Raw genomic sequence first — 15,426 nt, 5'->3', positions numbered from 1 at the left:
TTTCCATGGAGAGTCAACTTCTCACCGCATGCATCGAGGCCGATTCGCTGTTGCCTCCTTTCGGTGTGGCCCTAGTGTCGCATACTTCGATCGGCGCACCGGTCATCGCGTCGCGTGCATCCGTGTCCGCGCCGCAATCAGATAGACGCCACCACCAACGCGCCCACGTCCGCGATGGCCGCATTGCTGCGCGCCGCGTCGCCATCCGTTCCGGTGAGGTACACGGTCACCAGCACTGGACCGCGTCCGGGCGGCCACAGAATCGCCACGTCGTTGGCCGTGCCGTGATCGCCGGTGCCGGTCTTGTCGCCCACGCCCCAGTCCTTCGGCAGCTTCGCGCGAATCCGTGCGCCGCCGGTCTCGTTGGCGGCGAGCCACGCCAGCAGTTGCGCCCGTGAGGATGAGGACAACCGCTCGCCGAGCAGCAACTCGCGCAGATTGCCAAGCATGGCGTTCGGCGTGGTGGTGTCGCGCGGGTCGCCGGGCGTCCCCTCGTTCAGCGTCGGCTCGATGCGATCCAGGCGCGTGACGCCGTCGCCGAGACTGCGAGCGAACGCGGTCAATCCCGCCGGGCCACCGAAGGTCGCCAACAACAGATTCGCCGCCGTGTTGTCGCTGAGCGTGATCGCCGCCTTGCACAACTCGGCGACACTCATGCCCGCATTGCCGGTCAGTTCGCGCGCGTGCTTGCCCGTGGCCGGCGAATTCGACACCACGTCGCTCTGTGAGAACACAACGCGCCGTTGCAAGTTTTCCTCGCCACGATCCGTGCGCGCAAGTACGGCGCCGGCCACCAGCATCTTGAAGGTGCTGCACATCGGAAAGCGCTCGTCGGTCCGCAAACCGGCGTGCAAGCCTGACGTCGTATCGACGATCGACACACCCAACCGGCCGCCGCTCGCCGCTTCGATTTCAGCGAGCCGCCGACGGATCGCATCCGCCTTCGCCAACTCGCGCCCTTGCGCCGCCGCGCCTGTTTTCACCGTCTTGCCGGATGCCTTGCCGAACGCGCCGGCGCTGCCAACCGCAACCCCAGCTATCGAAACGCCCAGCATCGCACCCGCGAACTTCCGTCTTGTGATCATCGCCGCTCCTTTGTGTGAAGCCGCAACTATCGGTTTTCCGCCCGTCGCTGACAAACGATGATAAGTTAGCCAAATCACAAGAAAATCTTATGCCTTCGCCATGAGACCGTACCTTCCGTTGAATGCGCTGCGTGCCTTCGAATCGTCCGCCCGGCATCTGAGCTTCACGCGCGCGGCACTCGAACTGAACGTCACCCAGGCCGCTGTCAGCCAGCAGGTCCGAACCTTGGAGGAGCGGCTGGGCACCGCGCTTTTCAAGCGTCTGCCGCGCGGCCTCGCCATGACCGACGAGGGCCTCGCGCTACGTCCGGTGCTGACCGACGCATTCGATCGCATCGAAGCGGTGCTCAAACAATTCGAAGGCGGCCACTTTCACGAGGTGCTGACGGTGGGCGTGGTGGGCACCTTCGCGGTAGGCTGGCTGATGCCGCGCCTCAAGTCCTTTCGCGACGCGCATCCGTTCGTCGAATTGCGGCTGCTGACGAACAACAACCTGGTCGATCTCGCCACCGAAGGTCTCGATTTCGCGATCCGTTTCGGCGACGGCACTTGGCCCGGTTCGCTCGCGACCCGCCTGCTCGACGCGCCGCTCACGCTGCTCTGCACACCGGAGATTGCCGCGCGTCTGTCGAAGCCGGAGGATCTCGTCGGCGAAACCTTGCTGCGCTCCTATCGCACCGACGACTGGATGAGCTGGTTCAGCGCGGCAGGCATTCCGCCGCGGCCGATTCGCGGGCCGGTGTTCGATTCGTCGCGGCTGATGGTGGAAGCGGCGATGCAAGGTGCGGGTATCGCGCTCGCGCCCGCGCTGATGTTCGATCACGAGATCAACACAGGCAGGCTGGTGCGCCCGTTCGAAGTAGAGGTTCACGCCGGCAGTTACTGGCTGACATGGCTGAAGGGCAAGCCCATGACACCGGCGATGCTGCTGTTCAATCAGTGGATCATCAAGGAGGCGTCGGCACAGACGCAGAACTAGGCAGCCAACAATGCGCGGCGATGTCCGTTCATGGCGGGCCGTTCGGCTTGCGGCGGAAACACGTTCCACGAGCCGTCGTCGTGACGGAAGAAGAAGATCGACAGCATGCCGCCCGGGCGCAAGGCTTCCACGCACACATAGCGCTGATGTTGCGACGCACGGTGGCAAAACTGCACGACGCGTGCGGGCATCGACGGGGTCGGGGCAAGCCATTTGTCTACGGCCCAATGCAAGGTCTTTTCGGCGGCAGCCATGATGTTCTCCTTGAATCCTTGAACAGTTAAACCACTGAAACGAGTCGCTGAAATTCGGTGTCGCTGGTTCACGCAAACTGCGCGGAACCGTGAGCGCCCTTCGCGCCGCTTTCCACAAAAGCCTTTACGAGGCACACCAGCGCATGCATGCCGGTACACGGATGGCGCAGGCAGCAATGCACTTGTTCGCTACGGCTTTCGCCGAGCAGGCACCATGCGCAGAAGTGCTCGCAGTTGTTCGTGAGCAGGCGATAATGGTTTTCGCCGAGACGGGAGCGAGCGCGGCGCACGGCTTCGTCGCCGACGTAGCGGGCGGCCGGGGTCGGGCGGATCGACAGCGGATGGCCGGCGGCGAAGCGTTCCAGTTCCACTTCTTCAACGGGGCCGCGATGCGCTGAACCTGCAAAGCCCGAGTAATGAACCACACGTCCGTTGCCCACATAAATGCCGTGGTGTTCGTAACCGCGACGTTGCGTGACGAGATGCGCGCCGATCGGCAGGTCGATGGTGGACGCGGCGTCGCAGCGGTCTGCGCTGTTTTCGCTGCTGGTTTGGTTCGTGTTCATGGCTGTCTCGCTTCGATTTCCAACACTGTTGCGAGATCTTCCGCATCATCCGGGCCATGTGCGCGAAAGCCTTTATTTAAAGGGCTTCGCGGGAAAACGCGGAATTCCGGAGACCATGAGTGTCCGTTGCGGACCGACAGAAATTCCGCCTAAGTGTTGGCGAGCGGCGCTCATTTTTAGCTGCCGTGAAGAGGGAAGTACTTGGATTGAAGAGATGCGGCGGGCGGCGGGAATGTGTTGGGTCGCGCACCGGTTCGAGTGAGGGCGTGTTGGCTGCCAGCCGACCGATGAATTCATGCACGCCCGTGCGCTGCATCCGCAAGCGCGCGGAATCGCCCGGCAATCAAGGCGCTACGACAAACCGCGCGAATCGCTCGGGAATTGGCATAGCACTTGCACTATAACGGCCAGATACTTCTTAACCGCGCGTCACCGCGCGCGTTACACACGCGGCCAACCGGAGAAACGACATGGCTTCAATTACAGTAAGCGACTTATCGCTGAACCTCGCGCTAGACCGTAAAGCGATGACAGCGATCCGCGGCGGCGGCGGCGCCCCGTGGGTGTACGGCTGGATTCAGCCCTACGTACGCGATACGCCGAGCATTGGGCCCGTCGTGAACCTGTACGACGTGACCAACAACTTCTATGCTAACCAGATGATCAACACGTTCCAGTCGGTCGATGTGCGCAACACCGGCGCGAACTCGAACATCAGTGTCTCTCCCGACGCACGTAGCAGAAACGATATGGTGTAACCGTTGTGACCTGCGCGAGCCAATTTCGCTGGACGTCGTCCGCGCGTTCCGACGCCGGGCGTGTCCGCGAAATCAACGAAGATTCCTGTCTCGACCAGTCCGCGCTCGGACGCTGGGCCGTCGCCGACGGCATGGGTGGACACGCGGTCGGCGATCTGGCGAGCCGTCTGGTAATCGACGCGCTCAGCCGGCTCACGCCGCCCGTCAGCATGAAGTCTTTCGTCGCCGATGCGCGCGCGCGCCTGCAAACCGCCAATCGTCAACTACGGGAAGAAGCCGCGCGCCGCCAGGTGCAGCGTATCGGCAGCACGGTCGTCGTGCTGCTCGCCTGCGATCGCTTCTGCGGCTACATCTGGGCCGGCGACAGCCGCCTCTACCTGCTGCGCGAAGGCAGCCTGCGGCAACTCACGCGCGACCACAGTCAGGTGGAAGCGCTGAAGTCGCTCGGGGTGCTCACTGAAGAAGAGGCGCGGCATCATCCGGCGCAACACATGATCACGCGCGCCGTGGGCGCCACCGACCTGCTGGAACTCGACGACGATGCGATCGAGGTCGCGGACGGCGACGTCTTCCTTCTCTGCAGCGACGGCCTGAGCAACGAAGTCAGCGAAGACGACATGCTCGCTGTGCTGAGCAATGCGGCATGCGCGAACGCGTGTGAAGAACTCGTCGATATGGCGCTCGCGCGCGGCGGCCGCGACAACATTACCGCCGTGGTCGTGCGCGCTGAAGACCCTAATGCGGCGGACAAAACGCTGCTGAATCCGGCGCCTTGAACCTACTGCTTTAGCGACGCGGCCTCACGTGTCGTTGTCTTCATCGTCGCGATCCTCAGCGCCGTTCTTGTTCGCGGCAGGCTGATTGCGATTGCGGAAATCCTTCGAGTGCAGGCCGTGTTTCTTCAGAAGCATCTGCAGATGCGAACGGTTCATGTCGATACGACGGGCCAGTTCCGCCACCGTGCCGCTCACTTCGCGAAGGCCGCGCTCGAGGAAGGCTTTTTCGGCGTCGTCGCTGGCGGCGCGCTTTGCGTCGCTCAGCGACATCAGGTTCGCCACGCTGATCGGCTCCTGCCCTGTTGCGGTCGCGGCGTTGGAAGCCGCCGCGGCTCCGGGCGCTGCCGGCCGCATGTCCACCGGCAAATGGTCGACATCGGCCATATCGCCGGCCAGACACGATACGCGATACATCACGTTGCGTAACTCGCGGATGTTGCCTGGATACGCATAGTTCAGCAGAAAGTCCCGCAAACGCGGCGTCAATCGCACGGGCCTGCGCTTTAACGTGCCGGCGGCTTCGTCGCCGAACCACGAAATCAGCAGAGGAATTTCGTCGCGACGTTCGCGCAGCGGCGGCAACGTCACATGAATCACGCTAAGCCGGTAGAACAGATCCTCGCGGAATTTGCCCTCTTCGCTGAGTTGCCGGAGATTGCGATTGGTCGCCGCGACGATGCGCGTGTCCACCGCAATCGTTTCGTCGGACCCGACGCGTTGAATCTCATGCGCTTCCAGCACACGCAGTAGCTTCACCTGGCCGGCGAGCGGCAACTCGCCGATTTCGTCGAGAAAGATCGTACCTGTATGCGCGCTTTCGAATTTCCCCTTGCGGTCGTTCGAAGCCCCCGTGAACGCGCCCTTGCGATGCCCGAACAATTCCGACTCCAGCAGATTGTCGGGAATCGCGCCGCAGTTCACGGAAATGAACGGCTTGTCGGCGCGCGAGCCGTTGGCGTGAACCACCTTCGCCATCAACTCCTTGCCGGTGCCGCTTTCGCCGTCGATCAACACAGGCAAATCGGTCGGCGCCGCTTTCTCGGCGATTTCGAGCGATTCGAGCAGGCGCGGATTGTCACCGAACGTGCCCTCGAAAATGAAACTGCGTTCGAGCAACGCTTTGCGGCGCGCGCCGCGCGATAGATCGGCGCGCTCCTGCGGCTCGGCGGCCACCGCCGCCTGCACGAAGCGCTCCTTGTGCGAGAGTTGCATCACTTCGTCGCGCAACGAGGTGGCTTGCCGGAGCAGTTTGTCGATGTCCGCGCGCTCCAGCCGCGACGACCAGCGCAATGTCGAGCGCAGAATCTCGATCCGCTCGATCAGGCCCGCGTACGAAATCGCGGGGCTGGCCTCTTCAATCTGGTCGAGAATCTTCATCATCATGCACTCAACTGTTTCTGGACCAGCTGGTGATACATGCCGCCGCGCTGGATCAACTCGTCGTGACGGCCCTGTTCGACAATCGCACCTTCGTACAGCACGAGAATCTTGTCCGCACGCATGATCGTGCTGAGCCGGTGCGCGATGATCACCGCCGTGCGGCCCTTCAGAATGTCGTGCATATTGCCGAGGATATTGCTCTCCGATTGCGAGTCCAATGCCGAGGTCGCTTCGTCGAATACGAGCAGACGCGGATCGTGATACAGCGCCCGTGCGATGCACAGCCGCTGGATCTGCCCGCCGGACAAGCCAATTCCGCGCTCGCCGACAATCTGCTCGTAGCCAAGCGGCATCTTGCTGATGAATCCGTGCGCGTCGGCCATCTTCGCGACTTCCTCAATGCGGCGCCGATCGGGCGCATCGTCGCCGCTCGCGATGTTCTCCGAAATCGTGCCGGAGAACAGCAGATTGCTCTGCATCACATAGCCAATCTGTGCACGGTAATAGGCTTTGTCGACCACACCGAGATCGTAGCCGTCGATCGTCATCTTGCCCTCGGTCGGCGTGTAGAAGCCGACCAGCAATTTGGCGAGTGTCGTCTTGCCCGATCCGCTGCGTCCCACAATCGCCACCAGTTCGCCGGGCTTGATATCGAAGCTGATGTTTTCGAGCACATATGCCGAGTCGTTTTCGCCATAGCGAAAATACACGCCGCTGAGGCTGATCTCGCCTTGGAGTTCGGGCAACATCACGCGCGAAGGCAAATCCTGGGGTTTCTGCTCGGGTTCGATATCGAGCACATCGCCGAGGCGTTCCATCGCCACGCCTGCGTCGTTCAACATGCTCCACAAACCGACCAGGCCCATGAGCGGACCAAGGACGCTCCCCATGAACGCATTGAACGCGATCAACTGACCAATCGTCATTTCGCGCGCCAGCACGAGATTCGCGCCGACCCACAGAATCGCAATCGTCGTCGCGGCGTTCAGCAACTGGCTGCCGAGTCCCACCAGAATATTGAATGCGTGCGCGCGATACTGCACTTCGAGCGCCTTGGCGTATTTCTTCTCCCAGCGCAAGCGAACCGGCCGCTCGATGCCCATGCCCTTGATGGTTTCCACGCCGGCGAGCGCTTCCATCAGAAACGATTTCGACTCGGTCGACGCGGTGAACACTTCGCGCGCGTAACCTTTGATCTTCGGTGTGGCGATCGCGGTCAGCGCCATGATCGGAATGACGAACGCGATCAGCACCAGCGTCATCTTCACGTTGTAGACGAACATGATCGTGAAGTAGATGAAGACCATTAGCAGGTTCAACGCCGTGGTGACAGTGGATTCGGTGAGGAACGCGCGGATCGTCTGGTTCTCCTGGAAGCGCGCGAAAATGTCGCCGGTCTTGCGCTTGGCGAAAAACGAAAACGGCAGCGACATGGTGTGCTTGAAGAACTGCGACATCATGGCGAAGTCCATGTTTCGCACCATGAAATTCGCCAGATACGCGCGAATCGAAGACATCAATTGCGAAAAGACATTGGCGATGATCAGGCCGCCAATCAGCAGATGCAGCAGGCTGACATTCTGATGCACGATCACGCCGTCCAGAATGTTCTGGATAATCAGCGGCGGAATCACGCCCAGTACCTGAATCACGAAGGTGGCGAGAAACAGGTGGCCGAGAATCTTCTTGTACGGCTTGAGGTAGCCGACAAAGCGTATCCATGGCGAACGCGCGGCGGACATTCGCAGCAGATGCGGTCCGCCGGTAAACAGCAGACAGGTGCCGCTCCAGCCGCGCTCGAAATCTTCGACCGTCATTTTCTTGAAGCCGACCGCCGGATCCGCGACCCACACGTAATCTTTGGAGAGTCCGTACACCACGACGTAGTGATAGCCCTCCCAGTGCACGATGAACGGCAGATCGAAACCGCGCAACGAATCGAACGTGCATTGCACGCCACGCGCTGTAAAGCCGAGCGATTCGCCAGCGCGCGCGAGACTGTCGAGCGTCGCGCCCTGGGTCGTGACGTTGGCCAGTTCGCGCAACTTGCCGAGCGTCATTGGAATGCTGTAATGGCGGCATACCATCGCAAGGCACGCCGCACCGCAATCCATTTCTTCTGCCTGCTCGACCAGCGCGAAGCGTTTGATGACTTTCTCGCCGAACTCGGGCTTGCTTTGCAAATCGAGCATCAGCGGCAGCTTGCGCCGCTGTTCGACCCGCTTTTGCCGTTGCAATTCGCGGTCGCCATAGCGAATGCGCTCGTCGAGCACTTCGCGCAACTTTGGATTGCGTTCGAGAATGAAGTGAACGGTGCGCTCCGGAATCACCAGCAGCCGCGTATCGGTCGTCGCGACCACCGATGCCATCTGCTCCTGGCGCATCAAGCATGCTTTTTCGCCGAATATCTCGCCTTCTCCGAGCGTGGCGAGCGTGTAGTCGTGCCCCTCCTCGTGCCGCACGATACGCACTTCACCATGGCGCACCACGTAAAGGCGCCGGTCCTCGCGTCCGTCCTGCTTGAGGATTTCCTTGCCCGCGGCCACCCGTTTCACGCCGACGCTGCGCACATACTCTTCGAGTTCGGCCTTGTTCAGTTTGCCGCGCAGATCGAATAACTGCGCGACGAAACCGCCCGCCGAATTGATCGCCACATAGCTGGCAACGAACGCCAACGCGGCCTGATTGCCCGCGATCACGGGCTCGATCGCGGCGCGCGGAATGAACAGCAACTCGGTTTTCGCCGACGACCGCACCGACGCTTCGTGGACATAGGTCCGCAACATCGCAATATCGGCGAAGATCTCGCCGGCCTTGCGCACACCCAGGCTGGTTTCCTTGCCGTGCTCCTCCGAGAAGATCCGTACGGAACCCGAACGAATCACGTACAGACCGTCAGCCGTCTCGCCCGCTGAGCAAACCGTTTCTCCGAACGAATAGAAGCGCGCCTGCGCATATTCGGCAAGACGCTCGATCTCGTCGCGCGAAAACGGCGAAAAAATTTCCACCGAGGTGAGAAACTCGGCTGCGGAGGGCGCGGTCTGGGGTGCATCCATGTGCTTACGGACCTCGAATCGGCGTGTCGTTGTGTTGTTTCAATACGGCGTGCGGCCTCGAACGGGCTAGCGCGCTTCGATCACGTGCTCCTGCGCGCGTGAGATCAACCAGCTTTCGCGAAGCAGGCGCCGGACTTCGGAGGCCACGTCGGCGTCGAGCGTCGCCGGATATTTGGCCGTCACGGCGAAAATCTCGAAGCACGAGCGGTCCGCCGACGGAAACGGTCCCAGCAGATCGCCCACCGCCGCGTTGAAAATCTTCGCTTCGATATCCGGCTTCAACGAGCCGCGCAGCACCTTGCCGATTACGCCACCTGCCTCGCGCGTATCCGCGATGGAATGCTCCCGCGCCATGTCGGCGAAACTGTCGGGATCGTCGTGCAGATACGAGATCATTTCCTTCGCCTTGCCCTCGCTGTCCAGCACGATATGGCTGACTTCGATCGCATCGAACTTCGGTGAATTCAGCGCGAAGTAATCCTTGATCGCGGCCTCGTTGCCGATCTCGTCGAGCATCTTCTCCTGATACAACCCGTCGGTAATGAAGGCTTCGAACTCGTCGAGACTGACATTGAGCGCGTCGAGATACTGATTCATATCCGTCGCGCGATGCAGGCCCCGCACACGGCGGAACTGATCGGCGCGTTGCTGGATCTCATCGGCGGTGACGGTAATGCCCTGCTTCTTCGCCGCGTGAACCGTGAGCTTGTCGCGCACGATCTGTTCGATCAGGCTCTCGAACTGGCCGGTCAGTTTCAGAAGACGAATGAACTCGGCCACGTCCACGACTTCGTCATCAATTCGCACTATCGCGGTCATTTCTTCAGCTCCTTTAATTGACGTGTGATCCGTGCGGTCAACCCGCCACCTGCCTGAACGGATCGAGACCCAGATCGATCAGGCGCCGCTCGCGCACCACGATCTCAGCGCTTGCCGTCATGCCGTAGCGCAACGGATAACGCGTGTCGGCAATCTGGTAGTAATTCTTGTCTAGCGTGACGCGGCCTTCGTAGACCGGCTGCTTGTCCGTCAACGACGGTTTAGTGGCCGGTGAAATATAGGCCAGCGTGCCGCTGATCAGCCCATAGCGTTGATACGGAAAAGCGTTGAATTTCAGTTTGACCGGCAGACCCTCGTGCAGAAACGCGCGATCGTGTTCGGCGATTTCAATCTTCAACACGGGCCGCGCGTCTTTGGGCGCAATGCCGCCGAGCGGCGCGTTTGCCTGAATCTTGTCGCCGCGCTGCGTCGACGTCACGTCGGTGATGACGCCCGAAACCGGCGCGAGAATCAGCAGGAAATTGTCTTTGTCGATGTTCTCGAAGCGAATCCGCGCAGCCGCTTCAGACACCAACCGCGCGCTTTGCAGTTGCAGGCGCAACTTGTCTTCCGCATCGGTAATGTCGCGCACCGCCGAATCGTATTGAAGCTGTAGGTCTGTGGTCTGCTGGCCGCTGGTTTCCAGTTGCGCATTCGCCTGCGTATATTCGTGGCTCAAGCGAAAATCCAGCTCCGCGAGCTTCGATTGGGCGACACGGTACGCGTTATCCGCCTCCATTGCCGCCGTGCGTTTCTGTTCCACCTGCAATTCGGCGATGCCACCGCCACCCGGCTGCGCGAAGAGCCGCGAGTAGCGGTCCAGTTCCTGACGCGCCGCTTCGCGCGTGCGCCGGGCGTTGTCGAGGATACTGCGCGCTTCGTCGAGTTCGGCCTTCTGTCCTTCCGCGAGTTTGGTCGTGCCTTCGGAGACGCGATTTTCGTGCTGGCGCGCTTCCACTTCCATCTGCGTCTTGAGCGCTGCGGCCTTCCGCTCCATGAGCGCTTTCTTCTCGGGAAACTGCTTCCAGTCGCGCTCGGCGTCTTCCAGTTTGAGCTGCGCTTGCAACGCATTGCTGGCGGCCTCGATCGCGCCGCGCGCATTCAGGCGCGCCAGCACGTCGCCTTTCTGCACGGGTTGCCCTTCGGCGATATACAGATCGGCGAGTTCGCCGTCGATCGGTGCATAGATCCGGCGCACCTCGGACTCCGGCGACAAGGTGCCCTGCGCGCTGACGATCACGTCGGCACGCCCCACGAACGACCACAACAGCCCGACCACGACCAGCGCGACCATTGCCCAGATCAGCGCGCGCGCGAGCCGCACCGGCTCCGCCGTCAGGATCGCGATGCCCTCGACGCTGTGATCTTCCAGTGCCTCCGACAACGGCCTAGGGTGACTGTCGCGTTTCACTCTGCTCGCCTCCGATCAATGCCAGCTTCGCTTTTAGAAGTCCCGGATCCAGCACCATGCGCAACTCCGTTAGCGAGCGGCGCTGCAAATTGGCTTCGGCTTCGATATCCGCCAGCAGACGGTCGAAGTCGGCCGGATGATCGGCCTTCAGTTGCGTGTAGATGCGCATGCCCTGTTGCGCCGACGTTTTCGCATCCGAAAGCAGACGCGCCTCACTGCGAAATCCCGGTGAAATGCCGGCTTCGAGACGCTGCGTACCGCCGATCGATCCGCCCGCGCGATACTGTTTCCACAGACTCTGGGCGCGCAGCAGCAGGTCTTGCGCGCGCGCCAGCGCTTTGTCGTGCAACGCGGCGACGTCTTTCTGGATCGACTGCAGGAACCATACGTCCGTTGCCGGATCAAGGCTTGCATAAAACGACAGTAGACGCTGGTCGTAATCCTTGTCGCCGCGCGTCTTCTGCAACTGTGCGTACTGGTCGAGCAATGCCTTCTTATGCGCCAGTTCCGCCGCGAGCACGTCGGACCACGGCCCTGCGGGCATGGCCTGCAGACCGGCGAGCGCCTGTTGCGCGTCGCCGCGCTGCCATGCCGCCGTCACCGCATCGTGGCGGGCGATCACGTCCGGCGAAGGCAAACGGCTCGCCGCCAATTGTTGAAACTGCGCCTGAAAAGGCGGCGTGCTGAAGTGCGCCGTTTTCAGCATCGCGAGCAACGGCACTAGTTGCCGGCTCAGCGCGGCGTTCAACAAATCGGTGTATTGGCGCAAATCCTGACGCACCCCGTCAATGCCCGCGAGACGCGGATAACGCTGCGCGTAATCGTCGAGCACCGGAGGCAGCGCGTCGGGCTTATCACGCGCCAGTTCGGTGCGGATCGTCCCGTTCAGACGGTCGATGGCGGCGAGGTACACCGAATCGTCGCTTTCCAGTTTGCGCAGATGGCTCAGCGCCTGCGCATAGGGATCGGCGAACACGGGCACGTAGGAGGCAATGCGGTCGAGCGCGCGCTGATGGCTCTTCGCGTCGTCTTCCCAGCGTTGCAGCAGATTGTTGATCGTGCCCTCGTCCGCGTACATGCGAATGGGCGCGTCCATGCCGCCGCGCGCCGCCACGAAACGCTCCAGATCGCCTACCCATTGCAATTCATTGACCAGAGACGCGGCGTCCGCGTTATTCGCGCTCAACGAACGCATCTCCTTGAGCAACGCGTCGGCCTGATCGAACTGCGCCTTTTGCAGCGCATTCAGCCAACTGGGGAGCTTCGCCTTCAACAACGCTTCGCTAGCGAGCGCGCTGAATTTGGTATCCGTGGGATGGCTCGCCAGATAACCCGATGCCGCCGTGACCGCGCTCGTGTAATCGCCGTTCGCCAGCAGATTCTTCAACTCGCGCTCCGACGAACCGCGCATATATAGTGTCGTCCCGATCGCCGCCAGCACCACGACGCCCACGCCGCCCCATGTCGCCACGCGGCGCACGCTCGCGCGGTCGTCGATTGCAAACGCCTTGCCGAGTTCGCCCGCGAGCAAGCGCCAACGGCGCGACCGGCTCTTCCCGGCAGCCGCGTTGGCAGCGCCATTCGCACCGTTGGCTCCGTTCGTGCCATTCGCCCCTTTTGCCGTGCCCGTCGGCGCGTCGCGCTTCGCATGCGCGGACGCGGCCTGCGCCGCTTCGTTGACTTCGTCTTCTCGTTGGAGGCCCGGGTCGACGCAAAAGATATCGAGGAATGAATGCGCGGCGCCGACGAAGGTGGTCTTGTCGGGATCCACCGCTTCGTCGGCGGCCGGATTGAGGAATAGCTGTGTCACGGTGGGCTCGACTTCAGGGGGTTTCTGCAGCGACACCCTGTAGACGAAGTGGTCTCCGCCAAATGCAACGAGGTCTCCGTCCACCAGCGGCAGCGCGGATTCATCCAACCGCTTTCCACCGACGAATGTGCCGTTGGTGCTGCCGAGATCCTCGACATAGAGTTCGCCGCCCTTCAGAAAGATGTGTGCGTGACGGCGCGAGATGTAGTTGACCTGATGCGGATAGCGGTCCTTGTAACGCGAGAAGACTTCATCCGCTTTGCTGACAAGAAATGGAAATGCCTGCACCTCGATAGGCTGCAGGCCGAGGTCGTCGCGCTGCGGCACCAGCAGCAATCCCGGCGCGGCGGATGGACTGGCGGCCGCCACGATACGCGCGCGCGGCTCGATGCTCACGCGGTAGCAGAGCTCGCCGCCAAAGCACAGTTCGTCGCCGGCGCGCACACGGGCCGGAGTCTGCCGCACGGCCACGCCGTTTAACGTCGTGCCGTTCTTGCTGCCTAGGTCGGCGACGTAGACCGCACCGTGTTCCGTGAAAACCCGCGCGTGACGGCGCGACAGGCGTGCAATCCGCTCAGCGGGATAATCGGTAAAAGGTGCTTCGCTGCGCCCGATTGCAAACAGGTTGTCGACGATACGGATCGCGTCGAGCGCGGGACGTTGCGCGGACGCAATCGGCGACAGCACCACGTCGAACGCGGCGTCCTCTGTCGCGCGCATCTCAGCAATCGGAACTTCGCCGGCGGCCATTTTATCTGGATCACTAAGCGTTTACCCGTTGCGGCGAGATCGCAACGGAAACGGGATGAAGGACTACGGCGAAAAGATATTGTTCGTGTGAGCCGTGCAAAAGCCGACTCCTTAAAGATTGTAAGTCACACATGGCGAGTGTCAATTTTCCGATCGTCGGTTATGAGGGCAACGAGTGCGTCGAATACAGCCGAAATACCCCACGCTGCGCGCCACATTGCGGATTAGCTCAGTGTTCCTTTACTTGTGCCTGCACGTCGACGCTCGGCCAGCCGCCGCCCAGCGCTTTATAAAGCAGCACCGTGTCGGACAGAATCTGCTGATGGTTGGCAAGCAGTGCCTGCTGCGCCTCCAGCAAGGTCCGTTCGGTTTCGAATACCTCCAGTTGCGACACCACGCCGAGGCGCAACTGCGACTGGATCTGGTCTGCGACGATCTGCAGCCGCGACACCTCCTGCTGCAACTCCGCGCGCTGTTCCTTGTGCGAATTCACGTTGACCAGCGCGTTTTCCACTTCCTCGAACGCGCCCATCACCGCCACGCGATACTGCTGTTCCGCCACTGTCGATTGCGCTTGCGTTACTTTCACATGCGCCCGCACGCCGGGATCGAGCAGCGGAATGTTGATGCTGGGCATGAAGCCGTACGTGAACGATTTCAGCAGATCGGTCAGCGCGAAACTCGCGGTGCCGCCGTGCGCTGTCAGGCTGATGGTCGGCAGTTGCGCGAGCTTGGCCTGGCCGACGAGGTCGTACGCTTCCAGCACTCTGAACTCGGCGGCCACCACGTCGGGACGGCGCGCGAGCAGTTGTGCCGGCAAGCCGTCCGGCACGGGCGGCAGTTGCACGCGCTGCTGCAAATGCCCCTTCGGCATCTGGAATTCGCCGGCCGGCACGCCAATCAGCGTGCAGAGCGCGTTGTTGGCCAGCGCGCGCGAACGGCGCAGGTCGAGCAACTGATTGGTCAGGCGGTTGATCTCCGCTTGCTGACGCAACACCTGGGTTTGCGGCACGAGCCCATTGCGGCGCTGGCCGTCGTAAATCGCGAGGATCTGCCGGTTCGTTTCGAGCGTTTTCTGTTGCTGTTCGATCTGGTCGTCGAATTGCAGAATCTGGAAGTAGGTGCTGGATACGTTCGACACCAGCTCGAGATACCCGGCGCGCCAGTCGGCCTCGCTGGCGTGAAATTCCGCCTTCTGCGCCTGCACGCCTTTTTCGACTTTGCCCCAGATATCGATGTCCCAGTTCACCTGCGTCGCGAGGTTGTACTGCTTGGAGAAGGTTTGGTGCGTGGTCTTTTCGAAATCGGCGCCGGCGCCGAGATCCATGGTCGGCAAGGCGCCGGCTTTGGCTTCGCCGATCTGCGTGCCGGCCACGTCGATACGCGCGGCCAGCACCTTGATATCGAAGTTGCCGGCAATCGCCTTTGCGATCAGCGTGTCGAGATACGGATCCTGGAAGCCTTTCCACCAGTCGGGTTCGATCGTCGCGGCGGCCGAGACGGGCGAGCCTCTATGATCGGACCACGAGGCTTTCGCGGGCGTGTCGGGGCGCTTGTAGTCCGGCATGCTGACATCGATACAGGCCGACAGCGAGAGCGCGCATACCGTCGCCGCGCTAACGCTGCGCAGTGCGGATGTCCCGAGGAAAAAGCGCTGACGGGCTGATGAAAGCAACGCTGACACGATGGTCTCCGATAGCGCCCGCTTCGTTGCACGAGAAGCAGGCGCCCTTTAAGTAAAGCATCTCCAGCGCGGCTTCACCATCGAAGCGATGCAGGAAG

At 61.7% G+C, this 15,426-nt stretch carries 12 protein-coding genes; 3 read left to right on the top strand and 9 right to left on the bottom strand.

Annotation, left to right across the window (positions count from 1 at the left end; translation table 11 throughout):
- Positions 1-137 precede the first annotated feature (137 nt).
- On the bottom strand, positions 138-1,085 hold the full coding sequence (gene bla / locus B0G75_RS01960; protein WP_106300138.1) for a class A beta-lactamase: 948 nt from the start codon (positions 1,083-1,085) through the stop codon (positions 138-140).
- A gap of 100 nt (positions 1,086-1,185) precedes the next feature.
- Here bla and B0G75_RS01955 point away from each other — a divergent pair, with 100 nt between their 5' ends.
- The gene (locus tag B0G75_RS01955) at positions 1,186-2,064 is read left to right on the top strand and encodes a LysR substrate-binding domain-containing protein (RefSeq protein ID WP_106300136.1); all 879 of its coding nucleotides are present in this window, start codon (positions 1,186-1,188) and stop codon (positions 2,062-2,064) included.
- Here the strand turns inward: B0G75_RS01955 and B0G75_RS01950 are convergent.
- Both B0G75_RS01950 and B0G75_RS01945 read right to left on the bottom strand, forming a co-directional pair.
- Positions 2,061-2,318, bottom strand: a complete 258-nt coding sequence (locus tag B0G75_RS01950; protein WP_012425909.1) for a hypothetical protein — start codon at positions 2,316-2,318, stop codon at positions 2,061-2,063. The two genes, B0G75_RS01955 and B0G75_RS01950, sit on opposite strands and share 4 nt — an antisense overlap.
- A 68-nt stretch (positions 2,319-2,386) precedes the next feature.
- Positions 2,387-2,884: a lecithin retinol acyltransferase family protein gene (locus B0G75_RS01945; protein ID WP_106300134.1), complete on the bottom strand. Its 498-nt coding sequence runs from the start codon at positions 2,882-2,884 to the stop codon at positions 2,387-2,389.
- 470 nt (positions 2,885-3,354) lie between these two features.
- Here B0G75_RS01945 and B0G75_RS01940 point away from each other — a divergent pair, with 470 nt between their 5' ends.
- Together B0G75_RS01940 and B0G75_RS01935 are read left to right on the top strand one after the other, a co-directional pair.
- Positions 3,355-3,642, top strand: a complete 288-nt coding sequence (locus B0G75_RS01940) for a hypothetical protein (RefSeq protein WP_012425907.1) — start codon at positions 3,355-3,357, stop codon at positions 3,640-3,642.
- Between the two features lie 5 nt (positions 3,643-3,647).
- Entirely contained in the window at positions 3,648-4,418 is a 771-nt protein-coding gene (locus B0G75_RS01935) for a PP2C family serine/threonine-protein phosphatase (protein WP_106300132.1), read from the top strand.
- Between the two features lie 24 nt (positions 4,419-4,442).
- On the opposite strand, the gene B0G75_RS01930 is transcribed toward B0G75_RS01935, so the two are convergent.
- The 6 genes from B0G75_RS01930 to B0G75_RS01905 all read right to left on the bottom strand — a co-directional run bounded on the left by B0G75_RS01930 (position 4,443) and on the right by B0G75_RS01905 (position 15,328).
- Positions 4,443-5,798: a sigma-54-dependent Fis family transcriptional regulator gene (locus B0G75_RS01930; RefSeq protein WP_106300130.1), complete on the bottom strand. Its 1,356-nt coding sequence runs from the start codon at positions 5,796-5,798 to the stop codon at positions 4,443-4,445.
- Positions 5,798-8,854, bottom strand: coding sequence for a peptidase domain-containing ABC transporter (locus B0G75_RS01925; RefSeq protein WP_106300128.1), 3,057 nt, complete (start codon positions 8,852-8,854; stop codon positions 5,798-5,800). Before B0G75_RS01925 ends, B0G75_RS01930 begins: the two co-directional genes overlap by 1 nt.
- A gap of 66 nt (positions 8,855-8,920) precedes the next feature.
- Entirely contained in the window at positions 8,921-9,673 is a 753-nt protein-coding gene (locus B0G75_RS01920; protein WP_106300126.1) for a peptidylprolyl isomerase, read from the bottom strand.
- Positions 9,674-9,710: 37 nt separating this feature from the next.
- Entirely contained in the window at positions 9,711-11,084 is a 1,374-nt protein-coding gene (locus B0G75_RS01915; RefSeq protein ID WP_106300124.1) for an HlyD family efflux transporter periplasmic adaptor subunit, read from the bottom strand.
- Positions 11,062-13,644 (bottom strand): FHA domain-containing protein, encoded by a 2,583-nt coding sequence (locus B0G75_RS01910; protein WP_106300122.1) that lies wholly within the window; start codon positions 13,642-13,644, stop codon positions 11,062-11,064. The genes B0G75_RS01915 and B0G75_RS01910 overlap by 23 nt, the downstream gene beginning before the upstream one ends.
- Before the next feature lie 229 nt (positions 13,645-13,873).
- Entirely contained in the window at positions 13,874-15,328 is a 1,455-nt protein-coding gene (locus B0G75_RS01905; RefSeq protein ID WP_106300120.1) for an efflux transporter outer membrane subunit, read from the bottom strand.
- Between the last annotated feature and the right edge of the window lie 98 nt (positions 15,329-15,426).

The organism is Paraburkholderia sp. BL18I3N2, from assembly GCF_003001875.1.
Classification (GTDB): Bacteria; Pseudomonadota; Gammaproteobacteria; order Burkholderiales; family Burkholderiaceae; genus Paraburkholderia; species Paraburkholderia phytofirmans.
Note: the sequence above shows the minus strand (reverse complement) of the source record. Positions and strands in the feature narration are given on the sequence as shown.